Below are 21,337 nucleotides of genomic sequence, written 5' to 3'. Positions count from 1 at the left end.
GCCGGCCAGTAACGTGCGTCACCATCACGGTCGGAAACCGCGGGTCAACGACGGGGCGGCTCAGGGAGTCACTTCCCGCGGGCTGGCGCCGGGCCGTACCGGGCGAGGACGACCGTCTCGATGACGCCGACGACGCCGTAGAGCACTACGCTGACCGCCGTGATCACGATGACCGACGCCCAGACGCCGCCGTAGTTGAACACCTGCTGAGCGTGCTCCATGTAGTAGCCGAGCGCCTCGCCAGTCGCGAGCCACTCGGCCAGCAGCGCGCCGATGATGGCACCCGGCACGGCGATCCGCGCCGAGGCGAACAGCGCCGGCAGCGCACTCGGAATCGCCACCTTGCGCAGCACGGTGAACGAGTTGCCGCCGTAGGCGGTGACCAGGTCGGCCGCCGCCTTCGGCGTCGAGCGCAGGCCGAAGACGATGTTCACCAGCGACGGGAAGAACACCACGATCCCGCCGATGACCGTGACGCCCATCACGGCGCGGCCGAAGACGAGCGTGATGATCGGCGTCATCGCGACCAGCGGCACGGAGCGCAGGATCATCGCCACGGGCAGGAATGCCTGCTCGACCGGCCGATACAGCACGAACAGAACCGAGACGACGATCGCCGCGACGGTCCCGGCGATGTAGCCGGAGAGCGCGTCCCCGAGCGTCTGCAACAGCCCATGGAAGATCACATGCCGGTTCTCATGTGCCTTGGGGACCGTGAACAGGTAGTTGTAGACGTCCTTCGGGTCCTTTGCCACCAGCGGATTGAGGTGGAAAACCTTCAGGAAGGCGTACCAGAGAATGACGATCACGACGGCGGAGGCGACTACCTGGCCCAGGGTGCGGCCCAGCCGGGCGAGTGCGGTGACGAGCAGCAGCGAGCCCGGCGAGCGTCGCACCACCGGCGGCGCGACCGCCGGGGCCGGCACGGACTCGGTCGCCGGAGCGGCCGTGGTGGTCACGATCCACCTCCGGGGTTACCGCGCGGGGCCCACGGGGTGAGCAGCCGGGCGATCAGCGAGGTTATGCCGTAGCCGACGGCGGCGATCGCCGAGGCGATGATCGCCAGGGCCCAGGTGCGGGGGACGTCGAACGCCGTCTCCGAGGCGATCATGGTGATCCCGATGCCCTTGTCCGCGCCCAGGTACTCACCGATGATCGCGCCGAGCAACGCGGCCGGCGGCGCGATCTGCAGCCCGGCGAACGTGCTGGGCAGGGCGGCGCGGAGCCGGACGAACCGTAGCTGGGCGACCCTCCCGCCGCCGAACGCGCGGATGGCGTCGAGCGTCGTCTGGTCGGCCGCGCTCAGGCCGGTGAGCGTGCCGACCAGGGTCGTGAAGAAGACGGAGATCCCGGCGAGCGCCATCTCCGGCGCGGTGCCGCTGAAGACCGTGGTCAGGATTGGGCCGATCGCGATGATCGGCAGGCAGTAGGAGGCCACGCCGATCTGTAGCAGGATGCGGTCGACCACCGGGATGCCGAAGCAGAGGATCGACAGGCCGATGGCCAGGCCGTTCCCGATCAGGTAGCCCTGGAAGGCGATCCACACGGTCGTGGAGACCGGGGTCCACCACAGGTGCCGGTCGGTCCAGAAGTCCTTGACGACCGCCCACGGCGTCGGCACCGCGCCACCGTGCTTGAGCACCGTGACCGCGAGGATCCACCAGAGCGCGATGATCGCCAGGGTGCCGATCAGGCCGCCCAGCCAGGAGGGCGCGCCCGCGCGGACCCGGGAACCGTCCTGAGGGGGGCTGCCGCTGGACGGGGCGGCGACCGCGCCGGCGGGAGTGTCCTGAAGAGCTGTCATGCCGGCCTCACGCGGCCCGCTCGTCTTCGTCCTGGCCCCCGAACAGCAGGCCGGACAGCTCGTCGTGCAGCTCGTGGAAGCGCGGGGTCCGCAGCATCTCCGAGGTGCGCGGGCGCGGCAGGTCGATGTCGACGATCTCCTTGATCCGGCCCGGCCGCGGGGTCATGACCGCGACCTTGTCGGAGAGGATGACCGCCTCCGGGATCGAGTGGGTGACCAGCAGGGTCGTGGTAGCCCGCTCGGTCCAGATCCGCAGCAGCTCGAAGTTCAGCCGCTGGCGGGTCATGTCGTCCAGGGCGCCGAACGGCTCGTCGAGCAGCAGCACCTTCGGCTCGACGACCAGCGCGCGGGCGATCGCCACCCGCTGGCGCATGCCGCCGGACAGCTGCGCCGGGCGGGCCTTCTCGAACCCGGTGAGACCGACCAGCGAGATCAGGTCGGCGATCACCTTTCGGCCCGCCTTCTTGCCGCTGACCTCCAGCGGCAGCCGGATGTTGGCCTCGACGGACCGCCAGGGCAGCAGCGCGGCGTCCTGGAAGGCGATGCCCAGGTGGTGGGCGCGGCGGGCCGCGGCCGGGCGCTCGCCGTGGACGAGCGCCTCCCCCTGGGTCGGCGCCTCCAGGTCGGCGAGGATGCGCAGGACGGTCGACTTCCCACAGCCGGAGGGCCCGATCAGCGTGAGGAACGAGCCCTCCGCCGTGGAAAGGTTCACGTCGTCCAGCGCGACGACCGAACGACGGCCGAGCCTGAACTCCTTGCGCAGTCCGGTCACGCTGACCCCGGACCCAGCTACCCGTTCGGCGACGGCGGCCGGTGCCGGTTCGGCGGCGGCGGTCGGGACGGCCGCCTCCTCCCCGAAGGTGACTGCCGCCGTGTCGACGGCGGGCTCCGGTGTGGGCGTGGCGGAAGCGCTCATGTCAGTCTCGGCTTCTCCTCTAGGGCTGGGACGGGGACGGGACGATCAGCGTGGCGGGTCAGCCCAGCGCGGGGATCGTCTTCAGGTCCGGCTGCTCCTTGTACAGCTCGTCGATGATGCTGGTGTCGAAGAGCTGGTCGGCGCTGATGTCGACCTTCGCCAGCTTGAGCGTGGCGATGTTCTCCTCGATCAGGGCCGGCGTGATGGTGAACAGGCCGTTCGCCTTGGTGTCGGCGGTGACCAACAGCTCGTTCTGGGCCTTGGCCTCGAGGGTCTGCTCGGCCGTGTCCAGGCCCTGGTCCTTGCCGTAGACGGTGGCGGCGAGGCTCGCCCCCGTGCCCGGGCTCGCGATCTGGTCGTGCCAGGCCTTGATCTCGGCGGACAGGAATGCCTTGATCTTGGCCTTGTCCTTCGCGAGCGTGTCGGTGGTGACCATGTACGTCTCGGAGACCAGCGGGTACTTGAAGTCCGCCAGCAGGAACGTGACGGTGTCGATGCCCTTCACCTTGAGCAGGTTCGGCTCGTTGGTGATGAAGGAGAACCACCCGTCGACCTGACCGGTGGTCAGCGGCGTCGGGTCGAACTGGACCGGCACCTTGTCGATCTTCGACGGGTCGATGTTGTTGGCCGCGAGGAACGCGGACCACACCGACTCGTTGGTGGCCTGGACACCGATCTTCTTGCCGATCATGTCCTCGGGCGTCTTGATCGGCTTGCTCGCCAGCGACATGATCGCGAACGGGTTCTTCTGGTACTGCGCACCAATGATCTTGATGGGCGCGCCCTGCAGGATCGCGGCACCGGTGATGTCCGGGGCCGAGATGCCGATGAACGCCTTGCCGGTCGCCACGTCGGCGTCCTGCGGGGTGGCGCTCGGGCCACCGCTGATCAGGTTGACCGACGTGAAGCCGGCCGCCTTGTAGTAGCCCTTCTGGTCGGCGATGTACGCGCCGGCGAACTCCACGTTCTTGATCCAGGAGAGCCGGTAGGTCAGCGCGCCGAACGACGTCGCGCCACCTGTGGCCGCCGAGCTCCCCCCAGAGCCGCTGCTCCCACACGCGGCCAGAAACTCGCTGCCGCCAATACCCAGAGCAGCTGCGCCCGCGGCCATGCCCGCACCGCGCCGCAGGAAGCTGCGCCTGTCGAATCCCGTTGTCACCGAACCCCCATCGTCGCCCCGGGGTTGAGTTCCCCACCGCCGGCCCATCCGGCCCTCCCGGGCGGTTCCACGGGACGTTAGAAAGCAGCCGTGTCGCGGCCATCGCCCCTTTGTGAACACGGTGTAACTCCCGCAGGTTGTGACGAATCCGGCCCGGCCTCGCAGGCCCGACCTGCCGGTCGAACGCGGGTCAAGTCCGACCGACGGCGAGCAAACGCCAACAACAGTGACCCAACGTGACGAATTCAGTCCCCGCGTTCGCGACGACGGCGACGCGCCAGCGGTCGGTGTTACGCGGTCGACATCTGCTGGCCCTAGGTTTGGCGCCGTGCTGCTGAGCCCGCATGAACAGGAACGCCTGCTGATCCATGTCGCGGCCAACCTCGCCAAGGAGCGCCGGGGCCGCGGTCTGCGGCTCAACTACCCGGAGGCGGTCGCGCTGCTGACCTCCTTCCTGCTGGAGGGCGCGCGCGACGGGCGCACCGTCGCCGAGCTGATGGCCGCCGGGCGCACCGTGCTGACCAGGGACGACGTCCTCGACGGCATCCCGGAGATGCTCGCCGAGGTGCAGGTCGAGGCGACCTTCCCGGACGGCACCAAGCTCGTCACGGTGCACCACCCGATCCCGTGACCGGCCTGCCTCGGGCCGCCACCGGCCGGTGCCACCCGCCGAACAGCCAGCCAGCCGCGGCCCCAGGAACGAGCGGATGCCGATGATTCCCGGCGAGGTCCTGCACGACGACGACCCGATCGAGATCAACCCGGGCCGTCCGACGCTCACCCTGGTGGTGCGCAACGGCGGCGACCGGCCGGTCCAGGTCGGCTCGCACTACCACTTCGCCGCGGCGAACCCGGCGCTCGACTTCGACCGCTCGGCCGCCTGGGGCCACCGGCTCGCGGTGCCCGCGGGAACGGCGGTCCGCTTCGAGCCGGGGATCGAACGCGAGGTCACCCTGGTGGCCCTCGCCGGCTTCCGCGACGTCCCGGGCCTGCGGCCGGAATGGGCCGGCAAGCTCGACGAGCGCGACGCCGCCCCGACCGTCCGCTGACGCTCCCGTTCTAGCCGTCCTCCGCGCAGGCCGGACGACCAGAACGCGCCTCAGGCTCCCCCGTTGACACCTTCTCCTAGGTCAGACTCCTAGGTGAGAGGACAGACATGGCTTCGCTGGACCGGTCGCGGTACGCCGCGCTGTACGGACCGACGGTCGGCGACCGGGTCCGGCTGGCCGACACCGACCTGTTCATCGAGGTCACCGCGGATCTAAGCCGCGGGCCTCGCGGCGCCGGCACCGGCGACGAGGCGGTCTTCGGCGGCGGCAAGGTCATCCGCGAGTCGATGGGCCAGGCCAGGGCGACCCGGGCCGAGGGCGCGCCCGACCTCGTGATCACCGGCGTCATCGTGCTGGACCACTGGGGCGTCGTGAAGGCCGACGTCGGCGTCCGCGACGGCCGGATCGTCGCGCTCGGCAAGGCCGGCAACCCGGACACGATGGACGGCGTCCACCCGGACCTCGTCATCGGGCCCGGCACCGAGATCATCGCCGGCAACGGGAAGATCATGACGGCCGGGGCGATCGACTGCCACGTCCACTTCATCTGCCCGCAGCAGGTCCCCGAGGCCCTGGGCGCCGGCATCACGACGCTGATCGGCGGCGGCACCGGGCCGGCCGAGGGCACCAAGGCGACGACGGTCACCCCGGGTGGCTGGAACCTCGCCCGGATGCTGTCCGCGATGGACGACTGGCCGGTCAACGTCGTCCTGCTCGGCAAGGGCAACACGACGAGCGAGGACTCGCTCTGGGAGCAGCTGCGCGCCGGGGCCGCCGCGTTCAAGCTGCACGAGGACTGGGGCACCACCCCGGCCGTGATCGACGCCTCGCTGCGGGTCGCGGACGCCGCCGGGGTCCAGGTCGCGCTGCACTCCGACACGCTGAACGAGGCCGGGTACGTCGAGAGCACGCTGGCGGCGATCGCCGGCCGGGCGATCCACGCGTACCACACCGAGGGTGCCGGCGGCGGGCACGCGCCGGACATCATCACCGTCGCCGCGGCCGGCAACGTCCTGCCGTCCTCGACGAACCCGACCCGGCCGCATACCGTCAACACGCTCGACGAGCACCTCGACATGCTGATGGTCTGCCATCACCTGAATCCGAGCATCCCCGAGGACCTCGCCTTCGCGGAGAGCCGGATCCGGCCGTCGACGATCGCGGCCGAGGACTTCCTGCACGACCTGGGCGCGATCTCGATGATCGGCTCGGACTCGCAGGCGATGGGCCGGATCGGCGAGGTCGTCCTGCGCACCTGGCAGACCGCGCACGTCATGAAGGCCCGGCGCGGCGCGCTGCCGGGTGACGGGCGGGCGGACAACCTGCGGGCGCGACGCTACGTCGCCAAGTACACGATCTGCCCGGCCGTCGCGCACGGTCTGGAGGGCGAGGTCGGCTCGGTCGAGGTCGGCAAGCTCGCCGACCTCGTGCTCTACGAGCCGGCGTTCTTCGGCGTCCGCCCCTCGCTCGTCCTCAAGGGCGGCTTCATCACCTGGGCCGCGATGGGCGACGCGAACGCCTCGATCCCGACGCCCCAGCCGATCCTGCCCCGGCCCATGTTCGGCGCCGCCCGTGGCCCGGCCGCCGCGTCGTCGCTGACCTTCGTCGCGCCGGCGGCGATCGAGGCCGGCCTGCCTGCGCGGCTGGAGCTGGCCACCCCGATGGTCCCGGTGCTGGACGTCCGCCGCCGCGGCAAGGCCGACCTGATCAACAACACCGCGACCCCGGACATCCGGGTCGACCCCGACACCTTCACCGTCACCATCGACGGTGAGGCCATCGAGCCGGCCCCCGTCCGCGAACTCCCGATGGCCCAGCGCTACTTCCTGTTCTGATCGCGCTGAGCCCCGGCCGAGTCATCCCTGGTGGGCAGGACACGCCTGGTCCCGCGACCACCAGGGATGACTCGCGCTAAGCCTTGCGGCCGATACCGCCCAGAACCAGCCGGACCCCGGCGTCCACGCGGCCCGAGAACATCGTCTCCCGGCGCCACATGGCCGCGTAGCTGAGGCCGGGCGGGACGGTCGCGAGGCCACCGAAGTAGGCGGAGATCTCGGCCCTGGACCGGAACCGGCCGGTGCCCCGGTGGGCCAGCAGCGTCGCCTCCAGCTCGGCCGTCGCCGCGCCACGACCCAGGTAGTGGCTCAGGAACAGGTAGCTGCCACCGGCCAGCGCGTCCTTGTAGCCGGCGACGACCGCGGCCGGGTCGTCGTCGTCACCCAGGTGATGGACGACGCCGAGCATCAGCAGGCCGACCGGCTCGTCGAGGTCGATGAAGGCGCGCACCTGCGGGCTGGCGAGAACCGCGGCCGGATCGCGCGGGTCGGCCGTCATGAGCGTCGTGTGCCGGTTCTCGGGCGCGGTGCCCGCCGTGCGGACGGTCGGGTCCACGTCGACGTAGACGACGCGGCTGTCCGGGTCGATCGCCCTGGCGATCCGGTGGGTGCTGCGGGGCGTCGCCAGCCCGTAGCTCAGGTCGATGAACTGACGGATGCCCTGGCGGGCCAGAAACCGCACGCCCCGGCTGTGCAGGTCACGATGCTCGGCCGCCGCGCGCCGCACCACCGGCTCGAGGCGCTCGAACCGGGCCACCTCGGCCGGGTCAAAGGCGTCCTCGACCCGGCACGACGCCTCATCCAGCTCTGCGACGCCCCGCGCCGGGACCTTGCCACCCGTCGATTCGCCCTGGCTCATGAAACTCAGCACCCCCGCCGTCTCGGCCACTCGGCCGCAGCCGGCCCCATCGATCTGGCTTGTCGCGGCAAAGCGTAGGTCGGGCAGCAACGCCCCCCGCGTCACCAGCACGACGAATCCGCCCACACAGCCTGTCGCTTCCCCGACCGAGATCCCCCACACGCCCCACCAGCCCAAACGCGACGGAGGCTGCGGGGGCCGGACCGAGTTGGGGCTAGCGGGCGGCGTTCTTGAGGAACTGGGGGCGGTAGTTGGCTGGGGGGCCGCTCCAGTAGCCGCCGCGGACGTGGCGGCGGACGGCCTCGTCGTCGGTGGCCCGCGACGCCGAATGCCAGAGGTAGCCGTCGTGCAGGATCACGTCGCCGCGCTCGGTGTAGACGGGCACCTCACCCGGGATCTTGTCGAAGCCGAGCGGCATCTCGACGGGCGGTGGAGTGTCGGTGTAGCCGCCGGCCGGGCGGGCGTCGTCGGGAACCTCGACGCTGTTGACGTTGCGGTACGGCGCGGGCGTCGCCCAGTTGTTGCTGCCGGGGACGACCCGCAGGAATCCGTTGGCCGGGCTGGTGGCGTCCAGATGGAAGGTGAAGGCCAGGCCGGGCCAGATGTCGACGCTGGGCATCGCCTGCCAGTCGGAATGCCAGCCGATCCGGGTGTAGCCGGACTCCCGGCCGGGCCGGGAGTCCTGGTAGACGACGCCGGCCTGCTCGGAGCCGTTGAGCCACGCCGAGTCGCCGATCAGCCGGCGGATCACCGCGAGCAAGGCCGGGAGCTTCGCCGTCTCCAGGACGGCTGGAGACAGCTCTTGGACGTGCTCGACGTAGTTGACGAACCTTTCCGCCTTCTCGGCCGCGTCCAGGTACTTCGTCGAGCCATACCGCTCGGGCAGCCGCCCGGCCAGCACGTCGGCCTGGACGGCCGCGCATTCCGCCTCCATCCGCGCCGTCAACTCTTCGGGCACCAGGCCGCGCAGCAGCACGTAGCCGAAGGCCCGGTAGAACTCCTCGATCTCGGCCAGCGCGGACGGCTCGGCGTCGTCGGCGCCCGGGTCGCGGGCCCAGTCCGCCTCGAACACACCAAACGTCGCCGGTGTCGCGAGCACGGTCGAACGCATGCGCAGCCTCCCTGAGGTCCGGCCCCGGGGATCGTCACGGGGTCTCGGTCAGGCAGGTCCCGGGCGAGCGGCCGCGTCCACGCCCCGCGTCCCGCACGACCTGCGCGCTGACGACTCTGACGTTAGGACGCGGCGGTTACGACCGCATTACCGACCAGCAGCACCCTCGGGTGACGTAACTGGGATCACCGGCAGCGCAGGTCAGTGCCGCCGGTTGCCGCGACGAGACGAGTTCGACGACGAGTTACCGCTGTTCGACGACGACTTGTTGGGCAGGCACTCCCACCGGTCGTGCTTGCCGCTCCACTGCACCGAGTAGTTCGCGGCGCACGTCAGGTTCGTCGGCTTCGGCGGGTGATGCTGGCCGCAGCCGGCGAGACCACCGACCACCAGCCCGGCGGCAAGCAGCACGGCGATTCCCCGCGCCCGGCCGGGCTGTGCCAGGCCGGACTGAACCAGACCCGGCTGAACCAGGCCCGGCGGCACAGTTGACCGGCCGCCTCGCGAACCGGACAGCTCGGCGGCCAGGATGTCCTGGCGGGAGAACGTGGCGACGGGCGCGGGGCCCCGACGGGACGACTGGATCATGAACATGATCTACTACTACCTTGTGGAAGGTCTGTGATGACGGACATGTCGGCCGAACGACCTGGCCCGTCGGGCCAGGCGCTGGCCGGCCGGGCGGGTCGGTCGGGTGCCAGGGCGGCGCTGCTGGTGCTGGCCGACGGACGGCTGCCCGCGGGCGGGCATGCGCACTCGGGCGGAATGGAGGCCGCGATCGTCGACGGGGGCATCCGCGGGCTGGACGACCTCGCCGGGTTCCTACGCGGCCGGTTGACGACGGCGGGCCTGCTGTCCGCCGCGTTCGCCGCCGCCGCCTGCGAGGCCAGCCAGGACGGCGAGCTGCTCGCCGCACTGGACGCCGAACTCGACGCCCGGACACCGTCCCCCGCTCAGCGGGACGCGAGCCGGGCGCAGGGCCGGACGCTGTTGCGGGCCGGGCGGGCCGCCTGGGACCTGGCCGGCGCGGCGCTGCCGGCCGCGCCGCATCACCCGGTCGCCCTGGGCGTCGTCGCGGCCGCCGCCGGGCTCGAACCAGCGGACGCGGCGCTGGTCGCCTGCTACGGCGCGGTGTCGGGCCCGGCCTCGGCCGCGACCCGGCTGCTCGGGCTCGACCCGCTCGCCGTCACGGGGATGCAGGCCCGGCTGGCCATGGAGCTGGAGAACGTCGCGGCCACCGCGACCGCCGCGGCCGCGGCCGCGATCGCCGCCGGCAGCCCGGACCTGCTGCCAGCCCCGTCGGCGGTCCGCCTCGACCTGCTCGCCGAGCGCCACCGCGCCGCCCCGGTCCGGATGTTCACGTCCTGACGGCCGTCTCCAGCCGGTAGCCCATGCCGCGGACCGTCGCGATCCTGGCCGCACCGAGCTTGCGGCGCAGGTAGCCGACGTAGACGTCGACAATGTTGCTGCCCGGGTCGTAGTCGTAGCCCCAGACCGCGGACAGCAGCTGCTCGCGGGCGAGCACCTGGCCGGGGTGGCGCAGGAACGTCTCGGCCAGCACGAACTCCCGCGCCGTCAGGTCGATCACTCGGTCGCCGACACGCGCCTGGCGGGTACGCAGGTCCAGGGCGAGGTCACCGCTGCGCAGCACGGTCGGCTCGGGGTCGGCCCCGCGGTCAGGCCGCAGCCGCAGCCGGACGCGGGCGAGCAGCTCCTCGAACCGGAAGGGCTTGCTGACGTAGTCGTCGGCCCCGCCCTCCAGCGCGGCGACCGTGTCACGCACCCCGTCGCGGGCGGTCAGCACCACCACCGGCAGCCGCGAGCCGGCGGCCCGCAGCCGGCGTAGCACGGCGAAGCCGTCCAGGTCGGGCAGGCCGAGATCGAGCAGCAACAGGTCGACCTCGCCGGACAGCGCGACCTCCAGCGCCGACTGGCCGTCGGCGACGCAGGTCGGGACGAAGCCGTTCGACCGCAGCCCCTTCGCCACGAACGACGCGATCCGCTGCTCGTCCTCGGCGATCAGGACCCGGTTCGTCATGCTTGCCTCCCGCCGCCTCTGCCGGCCCCGCGGCCCTCGAACCCGCTCGGCTGCCCGTCGTCACCCGAGGCGAACTCCGGCGGCTCGACCCCAGCAGGCCACGATCCGCCGGCGCGGCCTTCCCCGTCACGCGGCTCGTGGTCGCGGTCCACGTGGTCGGGCAGCAGGCTCAGCTCCAGGATGAACACGGCACCCTGCCCGCGCCCGCTCGGGCCGCCGACCCGCACCGTTCCACCGTGCGCCGTCGCGATGGCGCGCACGATCGCGAGGCCGAGTCCCGCTCCGCCGCCACCGGCCCCGCCCGGCGCCACGGTCGGCCGGGCGCGCGCGCCGCGAGCGAAGCGCTCGAAGATGCGGGCCCGGTCGGCCGGCGGCACGCCGGGGCCGGAGTCCGCGACCCAGAAGCGGGCGACGCGGCCGTCGACCGCGGAGCCGATCCCGATCGGGTCGCCCGGCCCGGTGTGCTGGGTGGCGTTCTGGGCCAGCTGCACCAGCGCCTGGGTGAGCCGCTGCCGGTCGACGAGCAGCCGGCCGGCACCGGCCCCCTCCAACCGCCACGCCCGCGGCGCCAGCGCCCGCACCTTGACGAACAGGTCCTCGGTGAACGCGGCGAGGTCGACCGCCTCCCGGCGCAGGAAGTCGGGCTGCTCGGCCTTCGCGAGCATCAGCAGGTCGTCGACCATGCGGCTCATCCGGTCGAGCTCGTCGAGGACGAGGGCCACCGTGTCGGCCCGGTCGTCCGGGTCGTCGCCGAGCAGCTCCAGATGCCCGCGGATGATGGTGATCGGGGTGCGCAGCTCATGCCCGGCGTCGTCGACGAAGGCGCGCTGCGTCCCGAACGCCTCCTCCAGCCGGTCCAACATGCCGTTGAACGTGCGCGCCAGCTCCGTGATCTCGTCACGGCCGGCACCGTCGCCCCGCGTGCCCCGGCCGCCGCGACCCGAGCGGCGGCCAACTCGCGGCGGGCCGGTGCCGCCGATCGGGATCCGGCGCGAGAGGTCCGTCTCGGTGATCGACTGGGCGGTCCGGCGCACCATCCGCACCGGGGCGAGAACCCGCCCGGCGACCATCCAGCCGGCGGCGCCCGCGACCGCCAGCGCGCCGAACCCGACCACGCTCAGCACCCGGACGACCGCGTCGACCTCGGCCCGCTCTCGGTCGACGAAGACCGCGGACACGAAGATGCCGCGCTCGGGCCGGCCCTGCGTGCTCACCGGGACCGCGACGTAGCGGACTTCCCCAGCCGGGGTTCCCACCCAGCCGTAGCTCGGCCGACCCGACGCCGCCGAGGAGACGAAGGCCACGACCGCCGCCGGGTCCGTGTCCAGCCGGTACGGCGGTGTCTCGGCACTGCGGAAGACCGGCTTGCCGTCGACGAGCGCGAGCATCGTCTGGTTGCGGTCGGGGATCGCCCGTTCGAGGTGCGCCTCCAGCAACGCGCGCACGTCGGTGAACTGTGAACGCCGCGTCGCCGGGTCGACGTTCTTCTCCACGAACCTGCGCAGCTCGCTGACCTCCTTGGCCAGGCCCTGGTCGACCCGTTCGTCGGCCCGCGCGAGCAGCACCTCGCGCGCGGCCAGCACCGAGCCGGCCAGCGCGAGCGCGACGAGCAGCAGCTGCCAGCCGAGGATGCGCAGCCGCGCGGAGCCCGCCACGGCGCGAATCCTCATCAGCCCGCTCGCCGGCCCGTGGGACCTCGGCCGCCGACGCGCCATGCCGCCGAGCGTGCCGCGCGGACCAAAGCGGCGGATGAGGACACGATGAGAAGGCTCTCATCTCCAGCGGCCTGTGAGGCGCCTGGACCTGGAGTTAGGGCGTCGCGCTGGCGGACGCCGGCGCGGGCGCTGCCGTCCGTGGGTCAGATTCGGGCGCCGCCGGGATCTGAAGACTCCCGGGTTCCGTCACGGAGACCGGCAGCGGGACTGGGCGGATCGGGACCTCGGCGGCCGCGGAGGCTCTGGCGTTGCTCGCCAGGCCTTCCCGCGTCAGCGCCGGGGGCGTCAGCATCGTCGGCGTCGGCGTCGCGTCCGGCGCCGGCCGAGCGGGAGCCGGGGACACGGTGGGCACCGGCCCCTTGGCCAGAATCGGGCCGCCAAGGTCCGGCGGGCTCGGCTCGTGCGCGGCGGACAGGACCCCGGCGACCAGTCCGCCGACGACCGCCGACAGCGCGAGCACCGCCAGGCTGGTCCGCCAGGCCGCCACGCGGCCCTCGATTGCCGAACTGCCGTTGGCCGCCGCGCTGCCCTCTGGTCGGGCCTGGGCCGCCGCGCTGCTGCCCTCGGCTGCCGCGCTGTCCTCGATTGCCGCGCTGCCGTTGGCTGCCGCGCTGCTCTCGGGACGAGCCTGGGCCGGTGGCAGGGGTGGGCCGGCCGCCGGCTCCGGCGCAATCGGGTGATCCGCCATGCCCGCCATCGTAGGCGAGGCGCGAATGCCGGGTCGGCCCCCGGGCGAGGCCACCGGCTCCTCCATGAGAGGCCTCTCACCGTCGTCTCATGGTCAGCCCACTCGCCACCGAGAGGCTCGGTCTCGGCCGGATCGAACCCCCCGCCGCGCCCCCCCCCCCCCCGGAGCGGCGCCGGGCCCCCCCCCCCCCCCCCCCCCCCCCCCCGGCCCTGGGCCTCCGGGCGCGCCATCGGCCCGGAGGCCCCGAAAGAGATCGAGGCAGCCCAGAGATGAACCTGACCTCCCGAGCCACTCGTCGGCTCGTCACGACCTCCGCGCTCGCCGCCACCCTGGCCGGGGGCGTGGTGCTACCGGCGACGGCCGCCAGCGCCGCGACGCCGGCCCCCACCGCTTCCACCGCGGCTCGGGCCCCGCTGCCGGCCCCGATCCCGATCGACCCGCAGGCGCCGACACCCGCGCCGGCCGAGCCGCGCCAGCTGACGGGCACGCCGCCGCGGGCCGACGTCCCCCAGCTGACGTCCGTTCCCGGGCAGGCCGACGGCCGCACGCCCGCGGCCGTCGAGCCGCGCGGCGGAGTTGACACCGGCCTCGGCGGCACCCAGCGGAACCCGGGTCACAGCGCGGACCTCGTGGTTCCGGTCGCGGCCGGCGCGGCGGCTGGCCTTGGCGCCCTCGGCATGTTCGGTCTTCGGCGCCGGCGCGTGAGCGCGCGCGGGTGACCGGTCGGCTTCCCGCCGGGCTGACGATGGTGCTCGCGCTCGTGCTCGCGTCGGCCTCACTCGCCGCCTGCGGCGCGCGGGCCGGCGCGGGCCGGGTCTCCGCCACCACAGCCCCAGCCCGCACCGGCGCCGACCCGGCCTCGACAAGCGGCGCCGCGGGCTCGGGCTCGGTGGGCTCGGGCTCCGGGAGCGGCTCCGCGGGCAAGGCGGCGGACCCGGTCCGGCTGACCGTGCCGGACATCGGGGTGGCGGCGCCCGTCGTGCCCCTGGGTCTGGACGCGGCCGGGCGCCTCCTGGCTCCGGCCGGGTTCAGCGAGGTTGGCTGGAACCACGCCGGCCCGGAGCCAGGCGACGACGGCGTCGCCGTGATCGCCGGCCACGTCGACTCGAAGACCGGTCCGGCCGTGTTCTACCACCTCAACCGCCTGCGGCCGGGCGGGCTGGTCCTCGTCGAGCGGGCCGACGGAACAACGGCGAAGTTCGTCGTCGACCGCGCGGCCGAGTATTCGAAGGCCGATTTCCCCGACCAGGAGGTCTACCACTCGGGAACGGGCGCCCAGCTCCGCCTGATCACCTGCGGGGGCGTCTTCGACCACTCCACCGGCCACTACGTCGACAACGTGGTCGTCTTCGCGCACCTCGCCTAGCGCCGCGTTCGCCAGCCGACCTCTCAGTCCCCGAGGTGGCGGCGAATCAGTCCCCTAGGTGACGGCGCAGGGTGACGGCGTCGTCGGCGAGGGCCGTCACCAGGACGCCCGGGCCGGCCAGCGGGAGCACCGCGGCACCGCCGGGAACGCGCCCGGCGGTCGCCGGCTCGGCCGGGCTCACCGACGCGGTGACGCCAAGCCCGGCCAGACCCACCGCCGGGGCCCGCCCCAGAGGGCTTCCCTCCGTCCGGCCCGAGGCCTGAACCCGCGCCTGATCCGAGGCTCCGGTCGAGCCGGTCGGGACGCCGCCGTCGTCGTCCGGAGGCGCGGCGATCAGCAGGGAGCCGACGGCCCGGGCCGAGCCCACCAGCGCCGCGCCGCCCAGGCCCGGGGTATCAGGGCCGAGGGCCAGCTGTTGACGCAGCAGCGGGCGGCGACCGGACCCCGCGTCCCCGCCAGCCGGCGCGGAGCGGACATCGACCCGTAGATCGGTCTCGATCCGGCCGGAAGGCTCGCCGAACCGACCGAGCAGGATCTCCTCCCGCCATCGCAGCCAGCCGCCCGCGGCGACGGTCGCCCGTCCGACCATCCGGTGCCAGCAGCCGCGTACCGCGACCGTCGGCTCCGGCAGCAGGTCGAGCGCGCCCCCGGGGGCGACGTCCGCGTGAATCTCCAGCACCGACGGTCCCGCCCCGTGCCCGGGCATCGCGAGCGTCGCCGCGACCGACCGCAGCACCAGCCGCACGCCGGTGCCGACGCTGATGTCGAGGCGCAGCTGGTCCCCGGTCAGCGGACCGGCGGCCGCGCCGACCAGGTGCACGGTGACCATCGGCAGCGCCGGTGGCACCAGGTCCTCCAGCCGCCGCGCCTCTGCCGGAAGGCCTGGAACGAGGTTAGCGGCCGGGGAGGTCGACGTGTGCCGCATCACCAACGGCACGGCCGAACGCAGCTCGGTCACCCGCGCCGAGCCGTCGGGGCCGGCCTCGACCCGCACGACGGCGTGAGCCCGGACCACCGTCGGGCCACCATCGGCAGCACCCGAGCCCGTCAGGGGAGACCGGGTGGCCGGCCTGTCCGACGTCCTACCGCCAGTCTGCGCGGGCCCGGAGGCCGCGAGCGCCGTCACCGGTCTCGCGGGCCGACGTCGGTCCCGAGCCTCACTGCGTGCCGGGTACGTCGAGGCCGACGGAGGCGAGCGGGGTGAGGTTGGACTCGTAGATGCCGGCGCCGGCGGCCCGGGCCTCGACGAGTTGGCTGAAGACCCAGCGGGCGACGTCGGTCGCCGCCGGGTCCTCTACGAGGCTGGTGAAAAGCACCGGGCGGCCGTCCCGCATCGCCGTCGCGTCGCGCTCCATCACGCCGAGGTCGGCGCCGACGAGTGGGGCCAGGTCGGTCTTGTTGATGACGAGCAGGTCGCTGCTGGTGACGCCGGGGCCACCCTTGCGCGGCACCTTGTCACCGCCGGCGACGTCCACGACGAAGATCTGCCGGTCGATCAGTCCGTAGCTGAAGGTCGCGGTCAGGTTGTCGCCGCCGGACTCCACGAGGATGAGGTCCAGTGGGCCGAAGGCAGCGTCCAGGTCCTCGACGGCGTCCAGGTTGGACGTGATGTCGTCACGGATCGCCGTGTGCGGGCAGCAGCCGGTCTCGACCGCGCGGATCCGGGCCGGGTCCAGCACTCCGGCGCGACGCAGGAAGTCGGCGTCCTCGGTCGTGTAGATGTCGTTGGTGACGACGGCCAGGTCCACCTTGTCCGCCAGCGCGCGGCAGAGCGCCGCGACGAGCGCGGTCTTGCCACTGCCGACCGGCCCGCCGATCCCGATGCGCAGCGCCCGGCCGGCGGGAACCGCCCGCGGCGCCGCCGGCGCGGCCGTCCGCCACGCCGCCGTCAGCCCCGGGCCGGCCGAACCCCCGGAACCCTGGACGCCACCGAGCAGCGAGGAACCATGCTCGTGGTGATCGTGGTCGAGGTGCACCGACGCCTCCCGGTCTCGTATCCGCGCTGCTGGCGCGGCTCGCTCCTGGGGAGCTCCCGCCGCTGACGTCAGCCTAGGCCCCGGGGATGACACCTCCGTTACTCCGGCCACGGGGGCGCGCGGGCCGGACTTGGGTGGGACGTGGCAAACGCGACGGATCTGCGCGCGGAAGCATTCCTTCCGGTTAGGTTCGATCCGCTCCACAGAACCCCGCCTACCTCCGAGGACCGACCATGACGACGTCCGCGGAACGCTCGGCCAGCCAGGGTCCGGCGCCCGAAGACGACCCCACGCCAGCGGAGGCGACGGCCACGGCTCACTCGTCCGGTCCGGAGTACCGGCCGATGACGCAGCGGGAGATCAGCCAGGCCGTCTGGGCGCTGGTGCTGGGACTGTTCGTCACGATGATCGCCGGCACCGTCGTGGCGAACGCGCTGCCGCGCATCATGGCCGACCTGCACGGAAGCTCGACCGACTACACCTGGGTCGCGGCGATGACGCTGCTGATGATGACGGCGACCGTGCCGCTCTGGGGAAAGCTGTCCGACCTGCTGAACCCGAAGATCCTGCTCCTGCTGGCTCTCACCCTGTTCACGATCGGGTCCTGCCTCGCCGGGCTCTCCCATTCCTCCGCCTGGCTGATCGCCGCGCGCGGGGTGCAGGGCGTCGGCGCAGGCGGTACCAGCTCGCTGACGCAGGTGGCGATCGCGGCGATGGTCCCGGCCCGGGAGCGGGCCCGCTACAACGGCTACATCGGTGCCGCGTTCGCCGTCTCGAACATCTCCGGCCCGCTGGTCGGCGGTGTGATCGTCGACACCCCTGGGCTCGGCTGGCGCTGGTGCTTCTACATCTGCGTCCCGGTCGCGGTGGTCGCCTTCGTGCTGCTGGTCCGCACGCTCCGGCTGCCGACCGAGCGGCGTCCGGTGCGCATCGACTACCTCGGCGCCATCCTCATCCCGGGTGGCGTGGGCCTGCTGCTGCTGTGGCTGACGCTCGGCGGGGACCTGGTCGACTGGCTGTCGGGTACCGGGCTGGCGCTGCTGCTCGGTGGGGCGGCCACGCTGCTGCTCGCCGTCGTGGTGGAGACCCGGGTGGCGGAGCCGATCGTGCCGCCACGACTGTTCCGGGACCGGACCATCGTGCTCGCGGTGACCGGCGTCATCGCGACGGGCGCCGTGACGGTCACCGTGCCGCTGTTGTTCAGCCAGTACTTCCAGCTGGGTCGCGGCGAGACGCCGACCGTCTCCGGCCTGCTGACCGCGCCGATGGTCGTCAGCTCGGCGGTCTCGGCCAACCTCGCCGGACGAGCCATCACCCGGACCGGCCGCTGGAAGGGCATCCTCGTCGCCGGGGCCCTCTGCATGTGCGGCGGTCAGGTGCTGTTCGCGACCATTCGCGCCGGCACCCCGCTGGTCGCGGTCTGCGCCTATCTGGCCCTGGTCGGCGTCGGCATCGGTATGACCCAGCAGAACCTCATGGTCGCCGTGCAGAACAGCGCCGCGCGTGGCGACCTCGGTGCCGCGAGCGGCGTGGTCGCCTTCTTCCGCAGCCTCGGCTCGACCGCGGGGGTCGCCGCGCTCGGGGCGCTGCTGGGAAATCTGGCCGCCAGCCGGACCGGCCATGGGCTCGCCTCGGCCGGCCTGCCCGCGAACGCCGTCGCGGATACGCACGGTGTGCCAGACCTGGCCAGACTGCCCGCGCCGGTCGCGGCCGTGGTCAGTCACGCCTACGGTGACGCCGTCGGGCACGTCTGGCTGTACGCCGTGCCACTGGCATTGGTCGGGCTCGTCGCGATGCTGCTGATCCGGGAGACCCGCCTCGCGACGACTACCGAGGACGTGCCACTCGCGGCCGGCCCACAGCAGGTCGCGTCAAGTCCGTAACGGACTGCCAGCGGGGGCCACTCGTTCCTGCCGCGAAATCCACTTGGACGGGCGCGCCCGCCGCTGACCGCCCCGTGATTCCACGCAGTGTTCCGGACGGGTTTCAGCCGGCCACCTCAGGGGTGTTCGAGGTGAAAGGCCAGCGGTCTGTGCACCATAATCGAGGTGTGACGAGGGCCCGCCAGGATCTGCGCACGGCGGACAACGCCCGAGCGAGTGACCGCACGCCGGACAACCGGTCGTTGGAAACACGAACGGCGTTGGTTGCCGCCGCGCGCCGGCGGTTCGCGGAACAGGGATATGTGGCCACGGGCACCGAGGAGATCGTCGCCGATGCGTGCGTCACCCGGGGCGCTCTGTACCACCACTTCCGCGACAAGGCGGACCTGTTCCGTGAGGTGATGAAGGAGGTCGCGAGCGAGGTCGCGACCGCTCTCGTCAAGAGTGAGCTGGAGGCGACGATCGGTGGCGACGCCTGGACGCAACTGCGTCGAGGCTTCCAGTCGCTGCTGGACTTCTCCACCAGGACGGATACGGACTTCCAGCGGATCGTGCTGGTCGACGGCCCGGCCGTGCTCGGCAACGACGCCTGGAACACGCTGGTCGAGAAGCACGGCTACGGGCTGCTCTCGGAATGGCTGGAGCGCGCCATCGCCGAGGAGGTGATCGACCCGATTCCGGTCGCGCCATTGACCCGGCTGGTCACGGCGCTGCTCGCCGAAGCAAGCCTCTACGTCGCCCGCTCCGCCGACCCGTCACAGGCCCGCCGCGAGACCGGCGTCGTCCTCGACCGCCTCCTGTCCGGCCTCGTCCACAACGCCCGCCCCGCCCCCCAACCCCTCTGAGGCCCGTCCCGGACGCCCCGGGCCCTCAGACGCCCTGGCCCCATTTCCGCTATTCCGGCGCGGCCGCTGTCGCCCACCCGCGACCGTCCAGTAGTCGTCAAAACAGGAAAGGCCCGTCCCCGGGTGGGAACGAGCCTTCCTTGCACCGATCTCTTCTACGCAACCATCAGGCGAAACCCAGCCATAGCAATTCCCCGTCGGCGCGCAGCGCCCGACAATCGCAACCCAGCCAAGGCGGAGCGACCGTCGGCCGCGAAGCGTCCGACAGTCGCCATCCAGCCAAGACACCGACCCTGGACAGCGGCCGACCCTCGACTTTCCGCCTCAGCCGACAATCAAGGTTGGGGCGGGCGCGGAGCGTCCGACCCGCTGGGGCGCTCCGCGCCCCAGCTCACATGCGGACCGCGCGGAGCCCTTCCTTCAGGGAACCCATCGTGGCCAGTACGGCAGAGGTCTCGTAGCCGCAGTGCGCCATGCAGTTGGCGCAGCGCGGGTCCTTGCCACGGCCGTACTTGTCCCAGTCGGTGGTCTCGGTGAGCTCCTTGTAGGAACCGACATAGCCGTCGCTCATCAGGTAGCACGGCTTCTGCCAGCCGAACAGGGAGTAACTGGGAATACCCCACGCGGTGCAGGCCAGCTCGCGCTTGCCCTCCAGGAAGTCCAGGAAGACCGGCGAGTGGTTCAGCCGCCACTTCTTGCGCCGGCCCTCGGAGAAGACCTTGGAGAACATCTCCCGCGTCTCCTGCACCCCGAGGAAGTGCTCCTGGTCCGGCGCCTTCTCGTAGGCGTAGCCAGGTGAGAGCTGGATCGCGTCGACCTTGAGGTCGTCGTTCAGGAAGGTCAGGATGTCGATGACGTCCTGCGGGCTGTCGTTGTTGAAGAACGTCGAGTTGGTGCCGACCCGGAAGCCCGCGGCCTTCGCCGCCTTGAAGGCCTCGACACACTCGTCGAAGGTGCCTTCCTTCTCCACGATCGCGTCGTGCCGATCACGAAGTCCGTCCACATGCAGCATGAACGTGAAGTAAGGGCTCGGTGTGAAGTTCTTCAGCTTCTTGCGCAGCAGCAGGCCGTTCGAGCACAGGATGACGAACTTCTTGCGCTTGGTGAGCTCATTGACGATCTCGTGGATCTGAGGGTGCATGAGCGGCTCACCGCCGGCGATCGCGACCACCGGTGCACCACACTCTTCGACCGCGGCCAGAGCGTCCTCGACGCTCATCCGCTGCTTGAGCACGTTTGCGGGGTGTTGGATCTTCCCGCAGCCGGTGCACGACAGGTTGCAGGCGAAGAGCGGTTCCAGCTCAAGCACGAGCGGGAAGTACTTCTTTCGCTGGATCTTCTGCTTGACCAGGTAGGACCCGACACGCACCTGGTAGCGCCACTGAACCGCCACGGCGGATGTCCCCCTCTCGTCAGGCCGCCCGGTGGTGACCTGGGGTCGTTGGGGATCACCATACAGCGAGTACGTACAGGCTGTATGTCGACCCCAGGGGCAACATACAAGCTGTATGTCGAACGCGCATGTCGATCAGGTAAATCCACGACGACGATCTCGCCCCGGCCGCGACTGGCTACCGTCCGCGCCCATTTCGTGGGTTTCGGGGCCGGGCCATCCGCACTAGGCGCGCACCACTTTCACGGACAGCGATGCAGACGCAGTCTGTGTCACGCCCGGTAAACCCGCCACTTGACGAAGTCGTCATCCCGACACCCACCTCGAGTGACCCGGCCTGGCGGGGAACGTGTCGCCAGCGCCGAGGGCGCGCGAGCCCCCAGGAACGTTCCGCGGAGCGGCCGATCCTACCTTCTACCGAGCAGTCGATTCTCACCTTCCACGAACTGATCCCTAGGCCCGCGCGGTTGGATCCCCCAGGCTTCCCCGAGATCGGGCGAAGACCGCAGTTGGATAGGGAATCCGGCATCTGTGGTCGGCATGAATACGGCCGGGAGGCCCACGCGGCGAGATCATCGGGCGGACCTGATCCTCGGACGGGCTCTCTCACACCCACCGAAGCATCAGTTCCCCACTCCACCCAGCCGGACACCTGTCGGTCGATCCGGTTCGACGATCTGGGTTCGATCCATGAACCTAG

At 72.0% G+C, this 21,337-nt stretch carries 21 protein-coding genes; 8 read left to right on the top strand and 13 right to left on the bottom strand.

What is annotated here, in order from left to right; genetic code table 11:
* Nucleotides 1-68: 68 nt before the first annotated feature.
* The 4 genes from I6A60_RS04100 to I6A60_RS04085 are packed head-to-tail and all read right to left on the bottom strand — an operon-like array spanning nucleotide 69 to nucleotide 3,927.
* Nucleotides 69-959, bottom strand: coding sequence for an ABC transporter permease (locus I6A60_RS04100; RefSeq protein WP_203042268.1), 891 nt, complete (start codon nucleotides 957-959; stop codon nucleotides 69-71).
* A complete protein-coding gene (locus I6A60_RS04095) occupies nucleotides 956-1,804 on the bottom strand; it encodes an ABC transporter permease (protein WP_203022958.1) in 849 nt (282 codons plus the stop codon). Before I6A60_RS04095 ends, I6A60_RS04100 begins: the two co-directional genes overlap by 4 nt.
* 7 nt (nucleotides 1,805-1,811) lie before the next feature.
* Nucleotides 1,812-2,720 (bottom strand): ABC transporter ATP-binding protein, encoded by a 909-nt coding sequence (locus tag I6A60_RS04090; protein ID WP_203022957.1) that lies wholly within the window; start codon nucleotides 2,718-2,720, stop codon nucleotides 1,812-1,814.
* A 58-nt stretch (nucleotides 2,721-2,778) separates the two neighbouring features.
* The gene (locus I6A60_RS04085; RefSeq protein ID WP_203022956.1) at nucleotides 2,779-3,927 is read right to left on the bottom strand and encodes an ABC transporter substrate-binding protein; all 1,149 of its coding nucleotides are present in this window, start codon (nucleotides 3,925-3,927) and stop codon (nucleotides 2,779-2,781) included.
* A 280-nt stretch (nucleotides 3,928-4,207) separates the two neighbouring features.
* Between I6A60_RS04085 and I6A60_RS04080 the strand changes: the two genes are divergently transcribed.
* The 3 genes from I6A60_RS04080 to I6A60_RS04070 all read left to right on the top strand — a co-directional run bounded on the left by I6A60_RS04080 (nucleotide 4,208) and on the right by I6A60_RS04070 (nucleotide 6,763).
* A complete protein-coding gene (locus tag I6A60_RS04080; protein WP_013427000.1) occupies nucleotides 4,208-4,510 on the top strand; it encodes an urease subunit gamma in 303 nt (100 codons plus the stop codon).
* Nucleotides 4,511-4,592: 82 nt separating this feature from the next.
* On the top strand, nucleotides 4,593-4,928 hold the full coding sequence (locus I6A60_RS04075; protein WP_203022984.1) for an urease subunit beta: 336 nt from the start codon (nucleotides 4,593-4,595) through the stop codon (nucleotides 4,926-4,928).
* Nucleotides 4,929-5,035: 107 nt separating this feature from the next.
* A complete protein-coding gene (locus I6A60_RS04070) occupies nucleotides 5,036-6,763 on the top strand; it encodes an urease subunit alpha (RefSeq protein ID WP_203022955.1) in 1,728 nt (575 codons plus the stop codon).
* Between the two features lie 76 nt (nucleotides 6,764-6,839).
* Here I6A60_RS04070 and I6A60_RS04065 read toward each other — a convergent pair whose 3' ends face one another.
* The 3 genes from I6A60_RS04065 to I6A60_RS04055 form a co-directional block, all read right to left on the bottom strand.
* Nucleotides 6,840-7,622, bottom strand: a complete 783-nt coding sequence (locus I6A60_RS04065) for an SAM-dependent methyltransferase (RefSeq protein ID WP_203022954.1) — start codon at nucleotides 7,620-7,622, stop codon at nucleotides 6,840-6,842.
* A gap of 214 nt (nucleotides 7,623-7,836) precedes the next feature.
* Nucleotides 7,837-8,733: a phytanoyl-CoA dioxygenase family protein gene (locus I6A60_RS04060; RefSeq protein WP_203022953.1), complete on the bottom strand. Its 897-nt coding sequence runs from the start codon at nucleotides 8,731-8,733 to the stop codon at nucleotides 7,837-7,839.
* Between the two features lie 201 nt (nucleotides 8,734-8,934).
* Nucleotides 8,935-9,327, bottom strand: a complete 393-nt coding sequence (locus tag I6A60_RS04055) for a hypothetical protein (protein WP_203022952.1) — start codon at nucleotides 9,325-9,327, stop codon at nucleotides 8,935-8,937.
* A 30-nt stretch (nucleotides 9,328-9,357) separates the two neighbouring features.
* On the opposite strand from I6A60_RS04055, the gene I6A60_RS04050 reads away from it, so the two are divergent.
* Nucleotides 9,358-10,101 (top strand): urease accessory protein UreF, encoded by a 744-nt coding sequence (locus I6A60_RS04050; protein WP_238434720.1) that lies wholly within the window; start codon nucleotides 9,358-9,360, stop codon nucleotides 10,099-10,101.
* Here I6A60_RS04050 and I6A60_RS04045 read toward each other — a convergent pair.
* The 3 genes from I6A60_RS04045 to I6A60_RS04035 all read right to left on the bottom strand — a co-directional run bounded on the left by I6A60_RS04045 (nucleotide 10,091) and on the right by I6A60_RS04035 (nucleotide 13,174).
* Entirely contained in the window at nucleotides 10,091-10,771 is a 681-nt protein-coding gene (locus I6A60_RS04045) for a response regulator transcription factor (protein ID WP_203022951.1), read from the bottom strand. The genes I6A60_RS04050 and I6A60_RS04045 overlap by 11 nt on opposite strands.
* Nucleotides 10,768-12,441, bottom strand: coding sequence for an ATP-binding protein (locus I6A60_RS04040; RefSeq protein ID WP_203022950.1), 1,674 nt, complete (start codon nucleotides 12,439-12,441; stop codon nucleotides 10,768-10,770). The genes I6A60_RS04045 and I6A60_RS04040 overlap by 4 nt, the downstream gene beginning before the upstream one ends.
* 139 nt (nucleotides 12,442-12,580) lie before the next feature.
* A complete protein-coding gene (locus I6A60_RS04035) occupies nucleotides 12,581-13,174 on the bottom strand; it encodes a hypothetical protein (RefSeq protein WP_203022949.1) in 594 nt (197 codons plus the stop codon).
* Between the two features lie 269 nt (nucleotides 13,175-13,443).
* Between I6A60_RS04035 and I6A60_RS04030 the strand changes: the two genes are divergently transcribed.
* Both I6A60_RS04030 and I6A60_RS04025 read left to right on the top strand, forming a co-directional pair.
* Nucleotides 13,444-13,893, top strand: coding sequence for a hypothetical protein (locus I6A60_RS04030; RefSeq protein WP_203021915.1), 450 nt, complete (start codon nucleotides 13,444-13,446; stop codon nucleotides 13,891-13,893).
* A complete protein-coding gene (locus tag I6A60_RS04025) occupies nucleotides 13,890-14,540 on the top strand; it encodes a class F sortase (protein ID WP_307873515.1) in 651 nt (216 codons plus the stop codon). Before I6A60_RS04030 ends, I6A60_RS04025 begins: the two co-directional genes overlap by 4 nt.
* A gap of 46 nt (nucleotides 14,541-14,586) precedes the next feature.
* Here I6A60_RS04025 and I6A60_RS04020 read toward each other — a convergent pair whose 3' ends face one another.
* Nucleotides 14,587-15,555: an urease accessory protein UreD gene (locus I6A60_RS04020; RefSeq protein WP_203021916.1), complete on the bottom strand. Its 969-nt coding sequence runs from the start codon at nucleotides 15,553-15,555 to the stop codon at nucleotides 14,587-14,589.
* A 142-nt stretch (nucleotides 15,556-15,697) separates the two neighbouring features.
* On the bottom strand, nucleotides 15,698-16,516 hold the full coding sequence (gene ureG / locus I6A60_RS04015) for an urease accessory protein UreG (RefSeq protein ID WP_203021917.1): 819 nt from the start codon (nucleotides 16,514-16,516) through the stop codon (nucleotides 15,698-15,700).
* Nucleotides 16,517-16,749: 233 nt separating this feature from the next.
* Between ureG and I6A60_RS04010 the strand changes: the two genes are divergently transcribed.
* Nucleotides 16,750-18,399, top strand: coding sequence for an MFS transporter (locus I6A60_RS04010; protein WP_238434719.1), 1,650 nt, complete (start codon nucleotides 16,750-16,752; stop codon nucleotides 18,397-18,399).
* Between the two features lie 188 nt (nucleotides 18,400-18,587).
* Nucleotides 18,588-19,244 (top strand): TetR/AcrR family transcriptional regulator, encoded by a 657-nt coding sequence (locus tag I6A60_RS04005; protein WP_374113406.1) that lies wholly within the window; start codon nucleotides 18,588-18,590, stop codon nucleotides 19,242-19,244.
* A 391-nt stretch (nucleotides 19,245-19,635) separates the two neighbouring features.
* Here I6A60_RS04005 and hpnH read toward each other — a convergent pair whose 3' ends face one another.
* Nucleotides 19,636-20,637, bottom strand: a complete 1,002-nt coding sequence (hpnH, locus tag I6A60_RS04000; protein WP_203021918.1) for an adenosyl-hopene transferase HpnH — start codon at nucleotides 20,635-20,637, stop codon at nucleotides 19,636-19,638.
* Between the last annotated feature and the right edge of the window lie 700 nt (nucleotides 20,638-21,337).

The organism is Frankia sp. AgB1.9 (assembly GCF_016786355.1).
Lineage (GTDB): Bacteria > Actinomycetota > Actinomycetes > Frankiales > Frankiaceae > Pseudofrankia.
The sequence above is the reverse complement of the archived record's forward strand: the minus strand, read 5'-3'. Positions and strand labels throughout refer to the sequence as shown.

Excerpts from the sequence above, each read along its gene's own strand:
- I6A60_RS04095 (WP_203022958.1), bottom strand. The coding sequence starts at position 1,804 with ATGACAGCTCTTCAGGACACTCCCGCCGGCGCGGTCGCCGCCCCGTCC.
- I6A60_RS04090 (WP_203022957.1), bottom strand. The coding sequence starts at position 2,720 with ATGAGCGCTTCCGCCACGCCCACACCGGAGCCCGCCGTCGACACGGCG.
- I6A60_RS04085 (WP_203022956.1), bottom strand. The coding sequence starts at position 3,927 with ATGGGCCGGCGGTGGGGAACTCAACCCCGGGGCGACGATGGGGGTTCG.
- I6A60_RS04075 (WP_203022984.1), top strand. The coding sequence starts at position 4,593 with ATGATTCCCGGCGAGGTCCTGCACGACGACGACCCGATCGAGATCAAC.
- I6A60_RS04070 (WP_203022955.1), top strand. The coding sequence starts at position 5,036 with ATGGCTTCGCTGGACCGGTCGCGGTACGCCGCGCTGTACGGACCGACG.
- I6A60_RS04065 (WP_203022954.1), bottom strand. The coding sequence starts at position 7,622 with ATGAGCCAGGGCGAATCGACGGGTGGCAAGGTCCCGGCGCGGGGCGTC.
- I6A60_RS04060 (WP_203022953.1), bottom strand. The coding sequence starts at position 8,733 with ATGCGTTCGACCGTGCTCGCGACACCGGCGACGTTTGGTGTGTTCGAG.
- I6A60_RS04055 (WP_203022952.1), bottom strand. The coding sequence starts at position 9,327 with ATGTTCATGATCCAGTCGTCCCGTCGGGGCCCCGCGCCCGTCGCCACG.
- I6A60_RS04050 (WP_238434720.1), top strand. The coding sequence starts at position 9,358 with ATGACGGACATGTCGGCCGAACGACCTGGCCCGTCGGGCCAGGCGCTG.
- I6A60_RS04045 (WP_203022951.1), bottom strand. The coding sequence starts at position 10,771 with ATGACGAACCGGGTCCTGATCGCCGAGGACGAGCAGCGGATCGCGTCG.
- I6A60_RS04040 (WP_203022950.1), bottom strand. The coding sequence starts at position 12,441 with ATGAGGATTCGCGCCGTGGCGGGCTCCGCGCGGCTGCGCATCCTCGGC.
- I6A60_RS04035 (WP_203022949.1), bottom strand. The coding sequence starts at position 13,174 with ATGGCGGATCACCCGATTGCGCCGGAGCCGGCGGCCGGCCCACCCCTG.
- I6A60_RS04030 (WP_203021915.1), top strand. The coding sequence starts at position 13,444 with ATGAACCTGACCTCCCGAGCCACTCGTCGGCTCGTCACGACCTCCGCG.
- I6A60_RS04010 (WP_238434719.1), top strand. The coding sequence starts at position 16,750 with ATGACGACGTCCGCGGAACGCTCGGCCAGCCAGGGTCCGGCGCCCGAA.